16 protein-coding genes are annotated in these 18,188 nt (G+C 58.2%); 8 read left to right on the forward strand and 8 right to left on the reverse strand.

Going from position 1 to position 18,188, the window contains the following annotated elements; genetic code table 11:
• Positions 1-29: 29 nt before the first annotated feature.
• Positions 30-842, reverse strand: a complete 813-nt coding sequence (locus ACX3P5_RS02310; RefSeq protein ID WP_458969167.1) for an ABC transporter substrate-binding protein — start codon at positions 840-842, stop codon at positions 30-32.
• A 230-nt stretch (positions 843-1,072) separates the two neighbouring features.
• Between ACX3P5_RS02310 and ACX3P5_RS02315 the strand changes: the two genes are divergently transcribed.
• On the forward strand, positions 1,073-2,167 hold the full coding sequence (locus ACX3P5_RS02315) for a LacI family DNA-binding transcriptional regulator (protein WP_458968248.1): 1,095 nt from the start codon (positions 1,073-1,075) through the stop codon (positions 2,165-2,167).
• On the opposite strand, the gene pdxR is transcribed toward ACX3P5_RS02315, so the two are convergent.
• On the reverse strand, positions 2,164-3,612 hold the full coding sequence (gene pdxR, locus ACX3P5_RS02320; RefSeq protein WP_458968249.1) for a MocR-like pyridoxine biosynthesis transcription factor PdxR: 1,449 nt from the start codon (positions 3,610-3,612) through the stop codon (positions 2,164-2,166). The two genes, ACX3P5_RS02315 and pdxR, sit on opposite strands and share 4 nt — an antisense overlap.
• Positions 3,613-3,712: 100 nt before the next feature.
• On the opposite strand from pdxR, the gene ACX3P5_RS02325 reads away from it, so the two are divergent.
• A complete protein-coding gene (locus ACX3P5_RS02325) occupies positions 3,713-4,426 on the forward strand; it encodes a GNAT family N-acetyltransferase (protein ID WP_336755885.1) in 714 nt (237 codons plus the stop codon).
• Positions 4,427-4,441: 15 nt separating this feature from the next.
• Here the strand turns inward: ACX3P5_RS02325 and ACX3P5_RS02330 are convergent, their stop codons facing one another.
• The 3 genes from ACX3P5_RS02330 to ACX3P5_RS02340 form a co-directional block, all read right to left on the reverse strand.
• On the reverse strand, positions 4,442-5,059 hold the full coding sequence (locus tag ACX3P5_RS02330) for a hypothetical protein (protein WP_458968250.1): 618 nt from the start codon (positions 5,057-5,059) through the stop codon (positions 4,442-4,444).
• A gap of 218 nt (positions 5,060-5,277) precedes the next feature.
• Entirely contained in the window at positions 5,278-7,569 is a 2,292-nt protein-coding gene (opgB, locus tag ACX3P5_RS02335; RefSeq protein ID WP_233985387.1) for a phosphatidylglycerol--membrane-oligosaccharide glycerophosphotransferase, read from the reverse strand.
• A gap of 223 nt (positions 7,570-7,792) precedes the next feature.
• Positions 7,793-8,182 carry a tautomerase family protein gene (locus ACX3P5_RS02340; protein WP_233985386.1) on the reverse strand — a complete coding sequence of 130 codons (390 nt, stop codon included), beginning with the start codon at positions 8,180-8,182 and terminating at the stop codon, positions 7,793-7,795.
• A 111-nt stretch (positions 8,183-8,293) separates the two neighbouring features.
• On the opposite strand from ACX3P5_RS02340, the gene ACX3P5_RS02345 reads away from it, so the two are divergent.
• Positions 8,294-9,211, forward strand: coding sequence for a LysR family transcriptional regulator (locus tag ACX3P5_RS02345; RefSeq protein WP_233985385.1), 918 nt, complete (start codon positions 8,294-8,296; stop codon positions 9,209-9,211).
• Here the strand turns inward: ACX3P5_RS02345 and ACX3P5_RS02350 are convergent.
• Positions 9,188-10,201, reverse strand: a complete 1,014-nt coding sequence (locus ACX3P5_RS02350) for a capsular polysaccharide synthesis protein (protein ID WP_458968251.1) — start codon at positions 10,199-10,201, stop codon at positions 9,188-9,190. The genes ACX3P5_RS02345 and ACX3P5_RS02350 overlap by 24 nt on opposite strands.
• 503 nt (positions 10,202-10,704) lie before the next feature.
• Here ACX3P5_RS02350 and ACX3P5_RS02355 point away from each other — a divergent pair.
• Entirely contained in the window at positions 10,705-11,670 is a 966-nt protein-coding gene (locus tag ACX3P5_RS02355; RefSeq protein WP_233985383.1) for a beta-propeller fold lactonase family protein, read from the forward strand.
• Here the strand turns inward: ACX3P5_RS02355 and ACX3P5_RS02360 are convergent.
• Positions 11,652-12,206 (reverse strand): histidine phosphatase family protein, encoded by a 555-nt coding sequence (locus tag ACX3P5_RS02360; RefSeq protein WP_233985382.1) that lies wholly within the window; start codon positions 12,204-12,206, stop codon positions 11,652-11,654. The two genes, ACX3P5_RS02355 and ACX3P5_RS02360, sit on opposite strands and share 19 nt — an antisense overlap.
• Positions 12,207-12,795: 589 nt before the next feature.
• Here ACX3P5_RS02360 and ACX3P5_RS02365 point away from each other — a divergent pair.
• From ACX3P5_RS02365 to ACX3P5_RS02380, 4 genes are all read left to right on the forward strand, one after another.
• Positions 12,796-14,187, forward strand: a complete 1,392-nt coding sequence (locus ACX3P5_RS02365; RefSeq protein WP_458968252.1) for an MFS transporter — start codon at positions 12,796-12,798, stop codon at positions 14,185-14,187.
• A gap of 66 nt (positions 14,188-14,253) precedes the next feature.
• Entirely contained in the window at positions 14,254-15,276 is a 1,023-nt protein-coding gene (locus tag ACX3P5_RS02370; RefSeq protein ID WP_233985380.1) for a LacI family DNA-binding transcriptional regulator, read from the forward strand.
• Positions 15,277-15,288: 12 nt separating this feature from the next.
• Positions 15,289-16,275, forward strand: coding sequence for a nucleoside hydrolase (locus ACX3P5_RS02375; protein WP_233985379.1), 987 nt, complete (start codon positions 15,289-15,291; stop codon positions 16,273-16,275).
• A 208-nt stretch (positions 16,276-16,483) separates the two neighbouring features.
• Positions 16,484-17,704, forward strand: a complete 1,221-nt coding sequence (locus ACX3P5_RS02380) for an MFS transporter (protein ID WP_336755882.1) — start codon at positions 16,484-16,486, stop codon at positions 17,702-17,704.
• Here ACX3P5_RS02380 and ACX3P5_RS02385 read toward each other — a convergent pair.
• A complete protein-coding gene (locus ACX3P5_RS02385; protein ID WP_233985377.1) occupies positions 17,701-18,165 on the reverse strand; it encodes a YbaK/EbsC family protein in 465 nt (154 codons plus the stop codon). The genes ACX3P5_RS02380 and ACX3P5_RS02385 overlap by 4 nt on opposite strands.
• Between the last annotated feature and the right edge of the window lie 23 nt (positions 18,166-18,188).

Raw genomic sequence — 18,188 nt, forward strand, 5'->3', positions numbered from 1 at the left:
GTTAACTCAGGACGCGAACGTCCGCCGCTTTACTGACCGCCAGGCAGATACTGTTTGGGCATTGGCGAGCCGGGGAACCACTTCTGATAGAGCCGCTGCCAGGTGCCGTCCTGCATCGCCGCTTTAATGGCGCTGTCCAGTGCGGCCTTAAAGGCAGGTTTGCCTTTGGCGATGGCGATACCGGCTGGGGCATCAAAAGAGGGGATATCGGCAGCAGAGACCAGCTTGAAGCGGTCGGCGTAGCTTTTGGCAGCCTCATAGTCGAGGAAGATGGCGTCGAGTGTGCCATTATTGAGCGCCGAGACCGCGCTGTTGTTATCCGGGAAGCGCACGATGTCGGTCTGGGTGAAGTGTTCGACCGCGTAGCTCTCCTGCAGCGTGCCCTGAACTACACCGAGCCGCCGTTTTGCCAGACTGGCGACATTCTTCACGCCGCTGTCGCTGCGGGTCAGCACGGTGAGAAAGCCCGCCAGATAGCCAGTAGAGAAATCGACGGTTTTTTCCCGTGCCGGGGTGATGCCGATCGCCGCGACCGCCGCATCATACTGACCGTTGGCGACCGCCGGCATGATGGCGGAGAAGTCCTGACCGACAAAATCGACCTTATCGATTCCCATGCGATGGGCGACATTTTTAAAGAATTCGACGTCAAAGCCGGTGAACTGACCGCTGGCATCGGTGAAGGTATAAGGTCTGGAATCGCCGACGCTGGCGACGCGTAGCTGGCCCGATTTGATCAGGCCGTAGGGATTGTCATCGCTGGCAGCCAGCGTAGAGAACGAAAGTGCACAGAGTGCGAGCAGGGTGCTGAACGTCTTGCTGAACACAGTGCCGAACAGCATGCCAGGCCGTTTGCCCGTTTTGGTTTGCGATTTCATAGCTCATCCGTTTTTGCAGGTTTAAACATCAGAGACTGTTGAGCCGGTGATTATTTTTGAGACCGGTCTCAACGCAGGTGACACCTTGTGGACGTGGGCGTTGTGAGACCGGTCTCAAGGGGTTACAATGAGTTTAAGCACAGCCTTTTTTCGGCGTCAATCTTCCTGTCATCAACCTGTGATTCAAAATAATTATGACCAGCCAGAAATTACGTTCTAAAGCACCCACCGTGGCGGATGTGGCGCGCGCGGCAAAGGTTTCCAAGGCCCAGGCGGCGCGTGCGCTAGGGGGCTATGGCGCGGTCAGTGATGAGGTGCAGGCGCGGGTAAACAGCGCCGCTGCCGCACTGGGCTACCGTCCGAATGAGCTGGCGCGCAGCATGAATACCGGGCGCTCTAACACCATCGGTGTGATTGTCGGGGATATTGAAAATCCCCACTTCGGCCTCGCCCTGCGCGGCATGGCGGATGTGGCGCGTACCGCCGGTTATCATCTGCTGCTCAGCAACAGCGATGAAAAGCTGCAGGCTGAACAGGATGCGGTGCGGGTGATGCTGGAGAAGCGGGTCGACGGCATTATCGTGGCCCCCAGTTGTTCAGAGCGCGATCAAAACAGCCATCTGATGCAGGTGCTGGAAGAGGGTAGGGCGCTGAAACTGTTCGATCGTGCAGTTAACGGCCTTGATGTCGAAGCGATCTGTTGTGAATTCACCGAAGTGGCGGCTGACGCCACCAGCAGGTTACTACAGGCCGGCCATCGTCATATCGCCTATGTCACCAGCATGGCGCTGACCGGTGACTACCGTGCGCCAGCTGATTTTGGCCTGACGCCGGTTGCCCAGCGCGTCGGTGGCATGATGCAGGCGTTTGCCGCGGCGGGAGTGGAATTTGATCCGTCGCTGGTAAAAGTGAATGCGCTGGATGAAGCGCAGATCGCCCGCATCGTGGCTGAGCTGTGGCAGCGCCCGCAGCCACCCAGCGCGCTGGTGGCCTCTGACAGCGTGGTAGCGATGTGGCTGCTGCGTGAAGTGACGCAGCGCGGGCTGCGCATCCCGGAGGATCTCTCCTTCGTGATGTATGACAACTTTCCATGGAGCGAGATAGTGACGCCGCCGCTGACGGTGGTGGCGCAACCGGTGTACGAGATGGGGCGTGAAGCGGCACGCCGACTGATTGCCGAAATTCGTGGCGAAGCGGCCGGTCCGATGCCGCGCTTTGATGCCCGGCTGATAGTGCGGGAATCGATTGCTGCTCCGGCCAGCGACAGTGAGCCACGCGGCAGACGTTAATCCGGCCAGCCCAGTAACCGGCGTAGCTGACGCACCGCCGCGCCGATCTGCGAACGGCTGCTGTTGCCGTAGCCCATCACTAAACCACGCTGCGCCGGTTCAGTCAGATAAAAGGTAGAGAGCGCGGCGGGCGCGTAACCTGCCTGAAGCAGCTGGCGAACAATGGCTGTATCGTCCTGAGCCGCATCAAGCGGCAGCACCAGATGCATCCCGCTGTCGCCGCCCAGTAAGGGGATCGGCTGGCCCGCCGCCTGCTGCAGCTCGCTTCGCAGCAGCGTCTGACGCTGGCGATAGAGGCGGCGCATCTTACTCAGGTGTCGGCTGTAGTCGCCGCTGAGAATAAAGCGCGCCAGCGTCTGCTGCTCCAGCGGATTACCACCGCGCAGCAGCTGATGCAGCGCCGGTCGCAGATTGCTGACCAGCGGCGCGGGCAGCACCATAAAACCGATACGCAGGGCAGGGAACAGCGTCTTGCTGAAGGAGCCGAGATAGATCACCGGCGCATTATCGGTCATCCCCTGCATGGCGGTAATCGGCTCGCCGTGGTGCCGGAAATCGCCGTCATAATCATCTTCGATAATCCACGCCTGCTGCTGCCGTGCGGCCGCAATCAGCGCCAGCCGCCGGGCGGCGCTCATCACCGCGCCGGTGGGGTACTGATGGGTCGGTGTGGTGTAGATCAGGCGCGGTGGCGTCTGTTGCCAGTGTTGCGGCTGCGGCGCCAGGCCCTGCTGATCGATCGGGATCGGAACCAGCCGCAGATCGCCAGCCTGCATTGCCGCTTTGGCCCCGCGATAGCCCGGATCTTCAACCCAGCCATAATCGCCCGGATCGCTCAGCAGGGTGACACACAGCGTCAGCGCCTGCTGTGCCCCTTCGGTAATCACAATCTGTCCGGCGTCACATCGTACACCGCGCGTGATGCGTAACTGCTGTGCCAGCGCGGCACGCAGTTCAGGATCACCCAGCGGATCGCCATAGCCCAGCTGGCGCGGTGGCGTGTGGTTCAGCACATGATTCAGTGCCCGACGCCACGCGGTCAGCGGGAAATGGTTCAGCGCCGGGATGCCGGGACGCAGCGGCAGTGTACCGGTGTCGAAACGCTGGCTGAGCTGAAGGGCAGCCAGCCGTTTTGCCAGCGGCCACTGGGCTAATTCGTCGTCATCCGGCCGGGCAGTGGGTAACGCCAGCAGGCTGACGCGGCTGCCCTGCCGATCGCTCATCAGATAGCCTTCCGCCTGCAGTTGCGTCCAGACGTTAAGCACCGTATTGCGCGACACCTGTAGCTCAGCGGCCAGCTGTCGGGTGGCGGGTAACAGCGCGCCAGCCACCAGCTGGCCCTGTAAAATGCCCTGTTTTATCCGCTGATACAGCTGCTGTTGCAGCGTGGTGCCGGCGGCTGGCGTTAACGGTGCCAGCAACAAAGGATGGCTCTCTGCTTTCATCGCGCGCTCCCGTGGATCTATCATTTTCAAACATTGTGGTACTTTTTAACCCACCAGGATAGTGGCAATCTGCAGACATCATCGGAAGCCAGGAGGCGGTATGTCACAACACACTAATCAGTATGGTCAGCCAGTCGGACATCCATTGCCGGACTGGCAACCACGTCCTTTCCCCCAACCACAGGTTTTCAGCGGTGAGGTTTGCCGCCTTGAACCCTTCAGCGTGGCGCGTCATGGTGAGGCGCTGTTCGAAGCCTACGCCGCCGCGGAAGAGGGTCGCGACTGGACCTATATGTTCGTCGGGCCGTTTGATGACCGGCAGGCGTGGCAGGATCACGCGGCGCAGCTGGAGGCCAGTCGCGATCCGCTGCATTTCGCGGTGATCGATCTTGCGACCGGACTGGCGGCAGGCAGCCTGGCGTTGATGCGGATCCAGCCGGAGCATGGGGTGATCGAAGTCGGACATGTGGCATTTTCACCGCAGCTGAAGCGGACCCGGATGGCAACAGAAGCCCATTACCTATTGATGCGTTACGCCTTCGAGACGCTGGGTTATCGCCGCTATGAGTGGAAGTGCGATAGCTTAAATGCACCGTCACGCCGGGCGGCGGAACGTCTCGGCTTCCGGCACGAAGGCGATTTCCGCCAGGCGATTGTTTATAAGGGCCGCAGCCGCGATACCAGCTGGCTGTCGATCATTGATGGCGAATGGCCGCAGGTGAAAAAGGGGCTGCAGCGCTGGCTGGCCAGCGACAACTTTACTGCCGAAGGGCAACAGCGCGAGAAGCTGGAAACCTTGCGCGAGCGGCCCTGACCGGTTGCCGGAGAGTCAGATGAACAGGGTTTTAATGGCCGCCACCAGCAGGGTGGTGGTCATCACCATAAACAGCCGTTTAACCCAGCGCATGTCGTTTTTAACGGTCACCATTTCATCCCTGAGCATCTCTGTTGTCCGGGTCAGGCTGATGAGGCCTGCATCCAGCTTATCGGTTTTGACGTCAAGCTGATTAAACCGGATGCCCAGCTTATCGACCTTCCTTTCAACGTGTCCGAGACGCTCATCGATCTGGTCGACTTTGCGCTCAACGTTGCCGAGACGTTCATCGATCTGGTCGACTTTGCGTTCAACGTTGCCGAGACGTTCATCGATCTGGTCGACTTTGCGCTCAACGTTGCCGAGACGTTCATCGATCTGGTCGACTTTGCGTTCAACGTTGCCGAGACGTTCATCGATCTGGTCGACTTTGCGCTCAACATTGCCGAGACGCTCATCGATCTGATCAACTTTGCGTTCAATGCGGCTGAGTTGTTTATCGTTCTGCTCGCCCGGCTTCCCTTGCTGCAACTCCGTAAAGATCTCCACCATCACCTCCGCCTGCTGGTCGTCGATCCCTGCCCGCTGCAGGGCTTTGAAGGCTTTGTGGGTATTCATCATAGCGCGGGTCATTTCTGCCTCTCCTTCGGCAATACGGTGATAGCGGCATGATGACAGGTCCAGCAAAGGGTGCCACAAAGCGGGTGTTATTTTGCGCGATCTGCCAGAAAATATCAATTAGTTCAACAAGTAACGTGCATTGAGTTGCGAGCGATCTCGCAACGTTTTAGGTTGAGGGCGGGACGATCTCCGCTGCGTGATGTTGCAACGGAGATCAGAAAAAGCAGAGGTTACGACTGCGGCACGATCCTGATTTCCACCATGCCAATGCCCAGTTTGCGCGGGTCCTGGCCGGTAATATTGCCGATATTACTCAGCTGCGGTTCCGGCGGCGCAATGATCAGCTCATGCGTGGCGGTCGGGTTTTCAAAATGCAGCGTATGGGTCGAGACGGTTTCACCCAGCGACAACAGCTGCTGCTGATCCCCGACCCGCACCGGGATCTGGCGATGGGCGTTAGCCCCGTAGGCGCGGGCGGTAATCACCAGGTCAAACTTCGCGGGGAGCGGGTCGACGTACTCAATCTTCACTTCCGGTGCCAGATTGGCATTGGACCAGCGGCCCCAGCTTTCCGGTCGGGAGATACCGCTAAAACGTTTGATGCTCTGGGGAGCACCCGGCACGTCGAGCCTGAAGCTGTCGGCGCTGTAACGAATGTCATTATCCTCAATGCGGATCTGCGCCAGATTACGCTGATAAGCCGCATCGCTGGTAGCTGCGGTCGGGAATTTCACGTTGCCTTTCCACTGTGGCTGATCGATAAGCGTCACCGTGGGCGTTGCGCCGAGCTGGCCCATGGCCACACAGAAATCCCCTGACAGCGCCAGCGATGGCTGCCACAGGCGCGCCATTTTGAAGCAGCGATCGACCCAGAGAAACTTATCGGTCGAGGTGAAATCGGCCAGCTGATAGCGCAGCGGCGCTGAATATTCGCCTTCCGGCATCGGCTCGACGTGCTTATCGCTGATGCGGAACAGGATCGGTAATTTAAAGGTGGTGCCCGAGAAGCTGAAGGTATGCTTCGTCTGATCAACGGTAAAGCTGTCCATCATCTTCGGGAAATTCCACAGCTGGATGATGTCGGGCTTCCAGCTCGTCACCTTTGTTTTCATATCGTCAAACTGGGTCGAGAGCGAAACGCTGCTCAGGCTGCTGCGACCCAGGCCAATGGCGTTGTCGCCGCCGAGAATATCCAGCAGCGTCGCGCCGTTATCCAGCGTACTGCGGCGCGCATCAATCACTTCCGCCTGCGGTTTATCGCCGCGGATCACCATAAAGAGATCGTGACGCGGCTGCTTAATCAGATACTGATGGGCGGTGTTATTCATCGCCAGGTGATCGGAGGTGACCACAATCACCGTCTGCTTAAACCACGGCGAGGCTTTGATCCGCTCAATCAGCCGCGCGACGTGCTCCTGCGAACAGGCGACTGCGCTGAATGACTGGTTCGGTTTACCGTCGAAACTGTAGCTCTTACGTTCACAACTGCGGGAGATAAAACCGTCGGGATGATGGGTATCGACCGTCAGGGTAAACAGTGCAAAAGGTTTATTGGCCTGTGACAGTTCCTGATACTTTTCAAACACTTCATCCATCACCGTATCGTCGTAGTAACCCCAGTTATTGCGATAGGTCGGATCGGCAACGCGGCTTTTCAGCTCCTGCGCACCATACAGGTTGGCCGGATCGAAGCCGTGCGATTTCAGAAACACATCTTTACCGGCGAAACGCAGGTCAGCGCCCTGAATAAACCAGTTCTGATAACCGGAGTTTTTCAGGATGTCACCCAGGCAGACGTTCTGCGGATAGAAGCTGGAGAGTGAGGCTGAGGCATTGCCGTCAAACGGCGCAAACAGCGGAATGCCGCACATCGAGGCGACCATACCGGCGATGGTGTAGTCGGTACCCGGCAGCTGCTCGGTCTGGCTGAAGTCGATGCTCTGCTCTTTCAGGCGGCTGAGTTCAGGTGCCAGGCCGGGAAAGGCGTGCTGGTCAAAATAGGTGCGCTCCAGACTTTCGCCGTAGATGTAAACCACGTTGAGGTGAGGCTGATCAATGCGGTTACGCGGCACCTTATAAAAGGCGTCGAAGTCGGAGTCAGCCAGTTGGGTATGCGATACGATCAGCGACGTCACCTGACGAAACGCAGGCGTGGTCTGCACTGAACCCAGCGCGCAGACGACCGCCAGCAGCGACCAGCCGATATGGTGTGGCCGTTCACGCCGTCGCAGTATCCACGACAGCAGGCAGAACAGCAGAAACAGCACGATGATCAGCCCGATGCCCGGCACCACATATTTACTGACCCCTGCGCCGGTCAGGCTGTTGGTCAGGGTATAGAGCACCGCATCATTGATGCCGTCGCCGGTGAAGTAGTTGCTGGCGTAGAGCGTCGCATTCAGCACCACAAACAACACCAGCAGGATTAGCACCACGAAGAACCAAAATTTGTTACGCCCGGCTTTACAGGAATAGATAGCAATAGCGGCCAGAAACAGCCCAAGTGACGCTAATTCGGACAACGGCAAATCCTCTCTTGATATGAGTACGCGGCGCTTCAGACTGCCGGCCACCTTCGGGGGGATGGTTTTTCGACAATCTATATTGGCTGTAACCCGGCTGCAACACATCCAGCCAGATTTGTGCGGTGAGGATCATATTGATGAGAGAGGGGATCAGAGGGGCATTTATCAGGCCTGACGGCGGCTGGCGCACACCGTCAGTCGTACTGGCGGGAGCACAATTTCAGAGTTTGCCGGTCAGGTATTGTGCCTCACCGTCGGCGAAGCTCCAGTCGCCTTTGTCATTGGTGATAAAGCTGATCATCAAATCGTTGCCCTGCACGCCGCAGCTCTCCCGCAGTTCACGCGCCAGTTCGGCCATAAAATGCTGTTTCTGTTCGCTGCTGCGCGGGCTGGTGTAGACCCGCACCATCACCAGATTATCGCTGCGGCTGAACCCCAGTCCGGTGTCCTGAAACACCATCTGATAACGCTTGTTTTCCTGAACAATCTGGTAGCGATCGCGCTCAGGCACCTGAAAGGCGGTGAGGACGGCACGGTGTGCCGCATCCAGCAGCGTACGCAGTTCTGACTCTGAACGACCCTGAATAACATCAAATTGCAGCAGTGGCATTGGCGGTTCCTCGCGGTAAAAAGGATATCTGTTGCGACTATAGTGACCGCTTTATCCGCCGGGAAAAAGCGCGTAGCCTGAACTGATTATTCACAATATTGAACAATGAAAATGAAAGAGCTGAAGACCGATGCGCTGTGGGATCACCTGCACTGGCTGACGGTGCTGGCGGAGCAGGGCAGCTTTACCCGTGCCGCAGATCGCCTTGACGTCAGCAAAGCGGCGATGAGTCAGAAAATCAAAGAGCTGGAGCAGATGGCGGGCGTGCTGCTGGTTCAGCGCACCACCCGCAGCGTGCGGCTGACCGCGGCGGGTGAAAAGCTGGTGGAGGAGCTGCGCGAGCCGTTTGCCCGCATCGAGCAGAGCTTTTTCAGCGTACGTGACACCGCCGGTCCGGTGCGTGGACGGGTACGGGTCACCGCGCCGGTCGCCTTTGCCCGTCAGCAACTGGTGCCGCTTATCGGCGAGTTTCTACGTGACTATCCGCAGGTTCGCCTGCAGCTGGACGTCACCGATCGCATTGTGTCGCTGAGCAGTGAAGGGTTTGATCTGGCGATACGCCACAGCGACCGGCTGCCGGAAACCCATGTGGCGCTGCCGCTGTGTGATACACGCACGCTGCTGGTGGCCTCACCGGCCTATCTGGCCGCGCACGGGCTGCCGGTGGTGCCACAGGATCTGGCCCGGCATAACTGCCTGTACTATCCACGCGGGGTGGAATCGCCACGCTGGAGCTTTGTGAGCGACGGTGATGATGAGCGGATTCAGGTGCGGATTCAGGGCTGTTTTGCCACCAATAACAGTGAGTCGATCCGTGATGCGGCGCTACAGGGATTAGGCATTGCGATGCTGCCCGACTTCAGCGCCAGCGCGGCGCTGAAGGACGGTTCACTGCAACAGGTGCTGCCAGAATGGCAGGCGGTCGAGGCGTTCGCCGCCCGCCTGTGGATAGTGCGGCCCTGGGCGGCACAGGTGCCGCGCGCCGTCACCACCTTTGCTCACTGGTTACGCGCGCGCTTTGACGCTTAGCGGCAGCGGCAGCGCCGGTGCGGTCTGCTGCATCATCTCACCCATCAGGCTGCGGCGATTATACAATCCCAGCCGCAGATTAAAGTCGAGATGCAGCCGCTCGTTACCGGTCAGTTTAATGATCGGGGGTGGCGTTTGCGGTCGTTGCTGAAACAGCACGGAATGGGCGAAGGCGCTGCTGCTGTCGGCATGAAGACGTTGATAATAGTAGGCGTTGGCCTCGCCTTTACGCAGGTAGAGATTGGCGCGACGGTATTCGCGCATCGCCACCTGCTGTGCCAGCGACAGCAGCTGACGCGACGGATTATCCATATTCTGCACAATCATCGGGAAATCATCGCGCTTCTTCAGATCCTGAAAATAGTTCTGGATGCCGACATTTTTAACCGGCGCCAGCTGTTTCAGCCACTCGCGGATAAACAGGTTTTGTGGCGCAGCGGCGACAAACCAGCTTTCGAGCACCGGCGCGAGGAAGTTCAGGGTCGATTGTTCGCGGTAATAACCGATCACATCCATCGACCGCTCCTGATGAACACGATGCACCCAGCCGAGATCTTCAAACAGCAGGGTACTGCAATCAATGCCGATGCCGCCGTAGCGGTGGATCAGTTCAAGACGAATAATTTCACTTTTATGGGCCAGCGTCAGATCGGCAGTGATAAAGTCGAGATCGGGCAGCCACTGCGGCAGGGTATGCCGGGTAATCAGATAAACCTGGTGATCGGGATTATCCCGACGGATTTTACTGATATTCAGCGCCATTGAGGTGGGCAGCTGATCGTTATGCCAGTACATCCAGACAATCTTTGGAATCTCAGGCAGGCTTTTCTGCTGTGATATCAGCACCACATTCTCTTCCTGGCCCGGATCATATTCCGGAGCGCTAAAGAGGCCGTGCCGCTTTTTATTCCATAACATCTGACTACTGAATGATATTCTTTTCCAGTTGCGCCAGATCTTATGCGCAGGGCGTTGGCGATGTAAACTCATGGTGCACCTGTTGTTTTTATTTTCCCGTCATATTGCAGAAAGCGCGCCCGGTAATTAATGCGATAGCGGGGCGTTGCAGCCTGGCTGCAATTTCAATCAGTGCGGGAATTATTAAAGGGTTTCCCTGATGGCGGCGCAGTGAAAAAGCGCGCGATAGTTTCCTCACGGCTGTTTTAAATTGCACTGCACCTTTTTAATAAAACATTATTTAGCTATAAGCTATGTCTTTTTTCGACTTTCGGATAATACGGAAATAATCCGGTCAGCTGATGAATTTAATAGGTTAACCCGCCTTTATCATTTATTTCGCCTCGCCTGCATTGCCTGATAAGGAAATTCTGAATCACGCCGCCGGGGAATAGCCTGTGCCGTGGCCAGGTTGCCTTTCCGCTGCCGGATTGCGCTTAAACGGCTGCGTTAGCTCTGCTCATCAATCGCTCACAGCGTGTCGCGCGTTGACGATTGTCTACGCTTAAAAGGACCTTACTGAGAAAGGAGCGCGCATGCAGAGTGAATCTCACGGTTTACTGGCGGTGGATAAACAGGGCAACCGGGTCCTGTTTCTCAACCCGGAGACCTTTGCGGTACAGCGGGAACTTAATGCCTTTCCGCCGCGGCCGCACGAACTGGTGATGTTAACGGCGTGGGGCAAAGCCTATGTCCCGATTTACGGCGATGGCGTTCACGGTAACAATCCGCATCCGGGCCATAAAGTGGCGATTATTGATTTACAGCGCCGGGAGATCAGCGGCTTCATTGACCTGTCGCCGCTGCGGGCACCGCACAGCGGTCAGCTGGGCCGCGATGGCAAAGTTTATCTCTGCTGTGAGGAGAGTGCCGCGGTGGCGGTGATCGATCCCATCACTGACCAGCTGGAAAAAGTGATTCCGATCCCTTCCCATCAGGCGCATCGCCTGACGCTGTCGCCCAGCGGCCGCAAATTATTCACCGATAACGAAGAGGACGCGACCATCACGGTGGTCGATCTGTGCGAAGCGGAAGGGCGGATCATTGATACCATTCTGCTGCCGGGGCCGATTGCCGGTATCGCCGCGTCACCCAAACATCCTTACCTGGTGGCCAGTGCCGCCGATGCGCCGCTGCTCTACGTTATCGATCGGCAGAGCCATCGGATTCGTCAGCGGCTGGCGCTGCCGGGTCATCAGCGTTCATGTCAGGTGGTGCGGTTCAGCGCCGATGGTGAACTGCTGGTGGCGATAGGTGAGGGTGAGCCGGTGGTGACCCTGTTTGACGATCTGCTCAATCCGCTCGGCGATATTGCGGTTGGCAGTACGCCGATGGATGGCTGCTTCAGCCCTGACAAGCAGCTGTTACTGATTGCTAACCAGGGCGATGGCACGCTAAGCGTGATCGATCTGGCACAGCGGAAAGTGATTGCCACGCCGCGGGTAGGGACCGGGTGTGAAGTGCTGAGCTATTTTTCGCGCGATCAGATAAACGGCCGATGATAAATCGCCGAGCTCCAGTGGCGGCTGCTGGCATGTTTTTCCGCCTGCCAGCCGCGTTTGCGCAGCTCGCGGGCGATCATCTTATTCATGATGCCGTGCCCCAGCAGCAATACGGTTCCCTGTCGGGCATGTTCTATTAAGCGATCGGCGGCCAGCGAGGCGCGATGGCGTGCATGCCGCAGCGATTCCGACTGACCGGCGTAGCCACACAGCCACAATACCCGCAGCAGCGCCAGCCAGAGCAGCGTCGGCAACTGGAGCTGGCTGCCAGGTAACAGCGGCACCGCGACCTCACTGAATAACGCATCAACCTCATGCGGCTGCAAACCGAGCTGGCTCAGTGACGAGCGGGCGCGGGGCAACGGGCTGCAAACCACCACCGTTGCCTGACGCGCGATGGAGAGGCTACGCGGCGGTGGACCGTCGCTGACCTGTGACAGATCGTAGGCTTCGCACCAGTCCGCCAGCGCCTGCACGTTGTGCCGTGGGCCAGGCGGATGGTCGGGCTTACCGTGTCGCATTAAAATAATCGTCATAACCTTCCTTCTCTCTCTTCACCTCAGGGTAAAGCATTGCCTGCGTTTGCCAATCCCCGCCACTTTTTTAAGAGAATGCTCAGGTTGTCATACTCAGGTAACAGCGCCGTGCGACAACAGGACGCGATGAAAGGGATCGCTTATCGATTTAGCTTAATGATAAGAGAAAATGCTACTTTACTGGTTGTGGTGTCTTTTTTTTACGCAGGGTGATTAGTGTAACTGGCTGAATTTGCGATAAAAACGCCTGGTGACGCAACGTGATAATGAAATTTAGCTAACAAATTAGCTGAAGATCTATTGATTTATCTACGCGCGTAGATACACTATGTGCCCAGTGATTGCTCACGGTGCATGATGCACGGCAGGCGCCATTGATTGTGAAGTTACATTCGCTCTATTAAAGCGACCGGTCAAAAAAAGATCGGCGAAAACGAGCGAGGACAAGATTCCAACACCAGGGAATCCCTTAACCTTTCATCATGGTTAGTCATCCGAACGTCGCCACCGGGGGAGTTCCGCTTACAATCCGGGAACCGACCCATGGACGGGCGTTTATCGATCTGCATACTCATTCAGGGACCGGGTTATGACGGCACACAGCACCGTTAAGCAGCAGGCATCACAGCCTTCCACTTCAGCCGCCGACGAGCGGTTTAATACCCCTTCAGGCCGCAAAGATTTCTGGCGCGCCACTTTCTCATGCTGGTTAGGTACGGCAATGGAGTACGCGGATTTCGCGCTCTATGGCCTTGCCGCCGGCATTATTTTTGGTGACGTTTTCTTCCCGGAATCGACCCCGGCGATGGCGCTGCTCTCCAGCTTCGCGACCTGGTCGGTCGGCTTTATTGCCCGGCCGATTGGTGCGCTGTTCTTCGGCTGGCTCGGCGACCGCAAAGGGCGAAAGGTGGTGATGATTGCCACTATCATCCTGATGGGCGTCTCTACCACCTTTATCGGTTTAATCCCCAGCTATGCGTCGATTGGCGTCTGGGCACCGGCCTGTCTGGTGCTGCTGCGCTTCACGCAGGGCTTTGGTGCGGGTGCTGAACTCTCGGGCGGTACCGTAATGCTGGGCGAATATGCGCCGGTAGAACGTCGCGGCCTGATCTCGTCGGTGATCGCGCTCGGTTCCAACAGCGGTACGCTGCTGGCCTCGCTGGTCTGGCTGGTGGTGGTGCAGATGGATCAGCAAAGCCTGCTGGAGTGGGGCTGGCGTATCCCGTTCCTCAGCAGTGCTCTGATTGCGCTGGTGGCACTGTGGATTCGGCGTAACCTGCGTGAAACCCCGGTCTTTGAGCGTAAAAAAGCGCAGATGGCGGCGGAGCGTGCGGGCGTGATGGCGGCTCAGCCCGCGGTCGACTCGCGTCCTTTCTTTCAGCGCACCCGCGCCTTCTGGACCATGGTCGGCCTGCGTATCGGCGAAAATGGCCCTTCTTATCTGGCGCAGGGATTTATTGTTGGCTACGTCGCTAAGGTATTGATGGTGGATAAATCGGTGCCGACCACCGCCGTTTTTCTGGCGTCGCTGCTAGGCTTTATCATTATCCCCTGTGCAGGCTGGCTGTCGGACCGTTTTGGCCGTCGGATAGTCTATCGCATGTTCTGCCTGCTGCTGATGGTCTATGCCTGGCCTGCCTTTACGCTGCTGGATAGCCGCGAACCGGCCTTGATCATTCCGGTGATTGTGGTCGGGATGGCGCTGGCATCGCTGGGCATTTATGGCGTGCAGGCGGCGTGGGGCGTAGAGATGTTCGGTGTCCATCATCGCTACACCAAAATGGCGTTCGCTAAAGAGCTGGGTTCGATTCTCTCTGGCGGCACCGCGCCGCTGGCGGCGGCAGCGATGCTCTCCTACAGCGGTCACTGGTGGCCGATTGCGGTCTACTTCTCGGTGATGGCCGCCATCGGGTTCTTCACCACCTTTGTGGCGCCAGAGACGCGAGGGCGGGATCTCAATCTGCCCGATGATGCGATATAGCCGGGACAATAAAAAAGTGCAGCAGGCCGTGTAATACGGCCTGCTTTGTTTAGGGAGGAAAGGGATGTGGCTAAGTCGTTAACAGGAAAAGTCACCCGCAGTGAGGTCGCGAAAGCGGCAGGCACCTCGGTGGCGGTGGTCAGTTATGTGATTAATAACGGTCCACGTCCGGTTGCCGATGCGACACGTCAGCGGGTGCTGGCTGCGATTCAGGCGACCGGATACCGGCCCAATGCCGCAGCGCGCGCACTGGCCTCCGGAAATACCAAAACCTTTGGTCTGGTGGTTCCCAACATCAGCAACCCGTTTGTGGCCTCGATGGCCCACGTCCTGCTTCAGGAGTCACTTAATCACGGTCATGTGATGCTGCTGGGCGATGCGGGCGATGACCGCAAGCGCGAGCTGGAGTTGATTCAGGGGTTGCTGAACCGGCAGGTCGATGGGCTGTTTTATAACAGCGTCGATCGTCATCCCTACATTGAGATGATCACAGCCAGCGGTACGCCGCTGGTGATGCTGGAACGGGTAGAGCCGCAGCCGGGCGTCAGTATGCTGCGGGTCAATGAGCGTCAGGCCGCCTGGCAGGTGACCTCACACCTGTTGAGCCACGGTTATCAGCAGGTGGGAATGATCAGCGGCCCGACAGAGATGCTCAATGCGCAGGATCGTATTCAGGGCTGGCGTGACGCGATGCAGGATCGCGGCCTGGCGATTGATGAAGCGCTGATCTTTCCGGCCAGCTATAGCCGTCAGGGCGGTTACGCCGCGGCTCAGACCATGATTGCACGCCGTTGCGTACCGCGTGCGCTGTTTACCAGTAATGAAGGTCAGGCCCTGGGCGCACTGCGCGCCTTCTCCGAACATCAGATCCGCGTCCCGCAGGATGTGGCGCTGGTCTGCTTCAACGGCACTGAACACGCTGCCTTTCACGTTCCGACATTAACCACGGTGCGCCAGCCGCTGCGTGAGATGGCGCGTTGCGCTATCCGGATGCTGAAAGAGGGGCATGACGAAGCACAACTGGAAGAGTTTCCACACTATCTTGAAATCGGTGAATCCTGCGGCTGTAAGCCGCAAAGCCAGAGTTAACCTGACAAATCCATGAAAAGAATCATTATTGACTGCGATCCCGGCAACGGCATCGCGGGTGCTAACACCGATGACGGGCTGGCGATTGCGCTGGCTCTGGCCTCTCCTGCACTGTCGCTGGAGTTGATCACCACCGTGGCGGGTAATACGCCCTGTGAGGTGGGGACGCGCGTCGCCAAAGATCTGGTCACCCGGCTGGGATTGCCCATTCCGGTGGTTCAGGGCGCGCCGCGCGCCCTGCTGGAAGATCCGGTGCCGTGGCGGGAGGTGCTGGATGATCGGGTCACCGCGTCTGGTCTCAGCGCGCTGTGGCAGGATGTGCGTCAGCCGGCCGATCTACCGGCAGAGGCGGGCGAGGCGGCTGACGCCATCGGCAAACTGATTTGCGACAATCCAGGCGAGATTACGCTGGTGGCGATTGGTCCGCTGACCAATGTGGCGCTGGCGATGCAGCGTTATCCGGCAATGGCGGAATCGGTGGCGGAGATTGTGATCATGGGCGGGGTATTCGCGCTGGATGATTACATCAAAGACACCAATTTTGGTCTCGATCCGGAAGCGGCGCATCAGGTGTTGCACAGCGGCGCAACCCTGACGCTGGTGCCGATGGATGTCACGACCCAGACTCTGCTGACTCAGCAGGATCTGACCCGCCTGACCGCCGTAGATCATCCGCTGACCCACTTTGTGCGCGACACGCTGCGGCCGTGGATCGACTATTCGATGCAGACCCGTCATCTGGCCGGCTGCTGGATTCATGATGCACTGGTGATCGCCTGGCTGCTGAATCAGCGGGTGGCCTCCGGCATCGATTATCGGGTCGATATCGAACTGCGGGCCGGGCCGACGCGCGGCAAAAGCTGGCGTTACCGTCAGCCGCTGCGCGTAACGACCGGCATCCCGGAAAACTGTGGTGCGTTAGTCCATGTACTGCATCGCGTTGATAACGCGCAGCTGCTCTCGATCATCGAGCAGGCGTTTCATCGCCTGACAGCCTGAGAATCGGGGCGAAACCCGCCCCGTAATGCTACTGAACCCCCTTTCTGACACGCTTATTTACAGCCTGAAGCAGCGGCTGACAATTGCGTAGCACGCTAATCTTTCTGACATGATATATACAAGTGGTTAACAAATTCGCAACCATGCTGCGGGTTGCGCTAACCCCTTTCCGGCCACTGTGCCGAAGCCGCTCAGACAGGATAGTGACATGCTTAACTGGACCCCGACCCAGCGAAACGTGGCCTTTGCCAGTTTTGCCAGCTGGACGCTGGATGCTTTCGACTTCTTTATTCTGGTTTTTGTGCTCAGCGATCTGGCGCACTATTTTCACACCTCGGTTTCCGAGGTCTCGCTGGCAATTATGCTGACGCTGGCGGTACGGCCAATCGGGGCGCTGCTGTTTGGTCGCCTGGCGGAGCGCTATGGCCGTAAGCCGATTCTGATGCTGAATATTGTGCTGTTTTCACTGTTCGAACTGCTCTCCGCCTGGTCACCGACCTTTGGCGCGTTTCTGGCATTCCGGGTGATTTACGGCGTGGCGATGGGCGGGATCTGGGGCGTGGCCTCTTCGCTGGCGATGGAAACCATTCCGGATCGCTCTCGCGGGCTGATGTCCGGCATTTTCCAGGCGGGTTATCCCTGTGGCTATCTGCTGGCGTCGATCGTCTTTGGCCTGTTCTTCGCTACCGTTGGCTGGCGGGGAATGTTCCTGATTGGCGCGGTGCCGATTCTGCTGCTGCCGTTTATCTACTTTAAGGTGCCGGAATCGCCAGTCTGGCTGGCGGCACGGCAAAGTAAAACCAGCTCGGCGCTGATGCCGATCATTCGCCAGCACTGGAAAATCTGTCTCTACATGGTGCTGCTGATGGCCTGCTTTAACTTTTTCAGCCACGGTACCCAGGATCTCTATCCTACGTTCCTCAAAGTGCAGCACCAGTTTGATGCTCATACCGTCAGCATTATCGCCATCGGCTACAACATCGCGGCGATGCTGGGCGGCATCTGCTTCGGCTCACTGTCGGAACGTATCGGCCGTAAAAAGGCGATTATTCTGGCGTCACTGCTGACATTGCCGATTTTACCGCTGTGGGCTTTTTCCAGCGGCTCCTGGGCAATCGGCATTGGCGCTTTCCTGATGCAGTTTATGGTGCAGGGCGCGTGGGGCGTGGTACCGACCTACCTGACCGAACTGGTACCCGCTAACGCGCGCGCCGTGTTGCCAGGCTTTGTTTATCAGCTGGGGAATCTGATCGCCTCCGTCAACGCCACGCTGCAGTCGCGCATTGCAGAAGCGCACGGCGGCAATTACGGACTCGGCATGGCGATGGTGGCGGGTACGGTGGCGGTGCTGATCTGCCTGTTAGTGGCATTCGGCCGCGAAACACGCGGCATCGAAATTTCCGGCGCGGTGGCCCGACAGCCCGATTAACGCGCCTCGCAGACGTCAATCCATCGGGCGGCGGTCAGTTCAGCCATCTGTTGCGGGCTGATGCGCACCGCGCTATGGATGGCGCCTGCCGCGGGCAGCACCTCGTCAAAACTGCGCAGCGATACATCGCAGTAAACGGTCAGCGGATTTTCCAGCCCGAACGGGCAGACGCCGCCGACCGGATGGCCGGTCCAGTTAATCACCTCATCGACGCTGAGCATCCGCGCTTTGGCGCCCAGCGCCGCTTTCAGCTTGCGGTTATCCAGCCGGGCGTCACCGCGGGTCACGATTAGCACCACTTCATCTTTCACCTTTAACGACAGGGTTTTGGCGATCTGACCCGGCGTGACGCCGTGGGCGCGGGCGGCCAGCTCAACCGTCGCGGTGCTTTCGGCCAACTCAATAATTTCAATTTCAGGGGCGTGTTCGGCAAAGAACTGGCGGACTGACTCCAGGCTCATCTTTCTCTCCAGGCTGATCGAAG

It is taken from the genome of Pantoea sp. S-LA4, from assembly GCF_054482835.1.

Excerpts from the sequence above, each read along its gene's own strand:
- ACX3P5_RS02310 (WP_458969167.1), bottom strand. The coding sequence starts at position 842 with ATGCTGTTCGGCACTGTGTTCAGCAAGACGTTCAGCACCCTGCTCGCA.
- ACX3P5_RS02315 (WP_458968248.1), top strand. The coding sequence starts at position 1,073 with ATGACCAGCCAGAAATTACGTTCTAAAGCACCCACCGTGGCGGATGTG.
- pdxR (WP_458968249.1), bottom strand. The coding sequence starts at position 3,612 with ATGAAAGCAGAGAGCCATCCTTTGTTGCTGGCACCGTTAACGCCAGCC.
- ACX3P5_RS02325 (WP_336755885.1), top strand. The coding sequence starts at position 3,713 with ATGTCACAACACACTAATCAGTATGGTCAGCCAGTCGGACATCCATTG.
- ACX3P5_RS02330 (WP_458968250.1), bottom strand. The coding sequence starts at position 5,059 with ATGACCCGCGCTATGATGAATACCCACAAAGCCTTCAAAGCCCTGCAG.
- ACX3P5_RS02340 (WP_233985386.1), bottom strand. The coding sequence starts at position 8,182 with ATGCCACTGCTGCAATTTGATGTTATTCAGGGTCGTTCAGAGTCAGAA.
- ACX3P5_RS02345 (WP_233985385.1), top strand. The coding sequence starts at position 8,294 with ATGAAAGAGCTGAAGACCGATGCGCTGTGGGATCACCTGCACTGGCTG.
- ACX3P5_RS02350 (WP_458968251.1), bottom strand. The coding sequence starts at position 10,201 with ATGAGTTTACATCGCCAACGCCCTGCGCATAAGATCTGGCGCAACTGG.
- ACX3P5_RS02355 (WP_233985383.1), top strand. The coding sequence starts at position 10,705 with ATGCAGAGTGAATCTCACGGTTTACTGGCGGTGGATAAACAGGGCAAC.
- ACX3P5_RS02360 (WP_233985382.1), bottom strand. The coding sequence starts at position 12,206 with ATGACGATTATTTTAATGCGACACGGTAAGCCCGACCATCCGCCTGGC.
- ACX3P5_RS02365 (WP_458968252.1), top strand. The coding sequence starts at position 12,796 with ATGACGGCACACAGCACCGTTAAGCAGCAGGCATCACAGCCTTCCACT.
- ACX3P5_RS02375 (WP_233985379.1), top strand. The coding sequence starts at position 15,289 with ATGAAAAGAATCATTATTGACTGCGATCCCGGCAACGGCATCGCGGGT.
- ACX3P5_RS02380 (WP_336755882.1), top strand. The coding sequence starts at position 16,484 with ATGCTTAACTGGACCCCGACCCAGCGAAACGTGGCCTTTGCCAGTTTT.
- ACX3P5_RS02385 (WP_233985377.1), bottom strand. The coding sequence starts at position 18,165 with ATGAGCCTGGAGTCAGTCCGCCAGTTCTTTGCCGAACACGCCCCTGAA.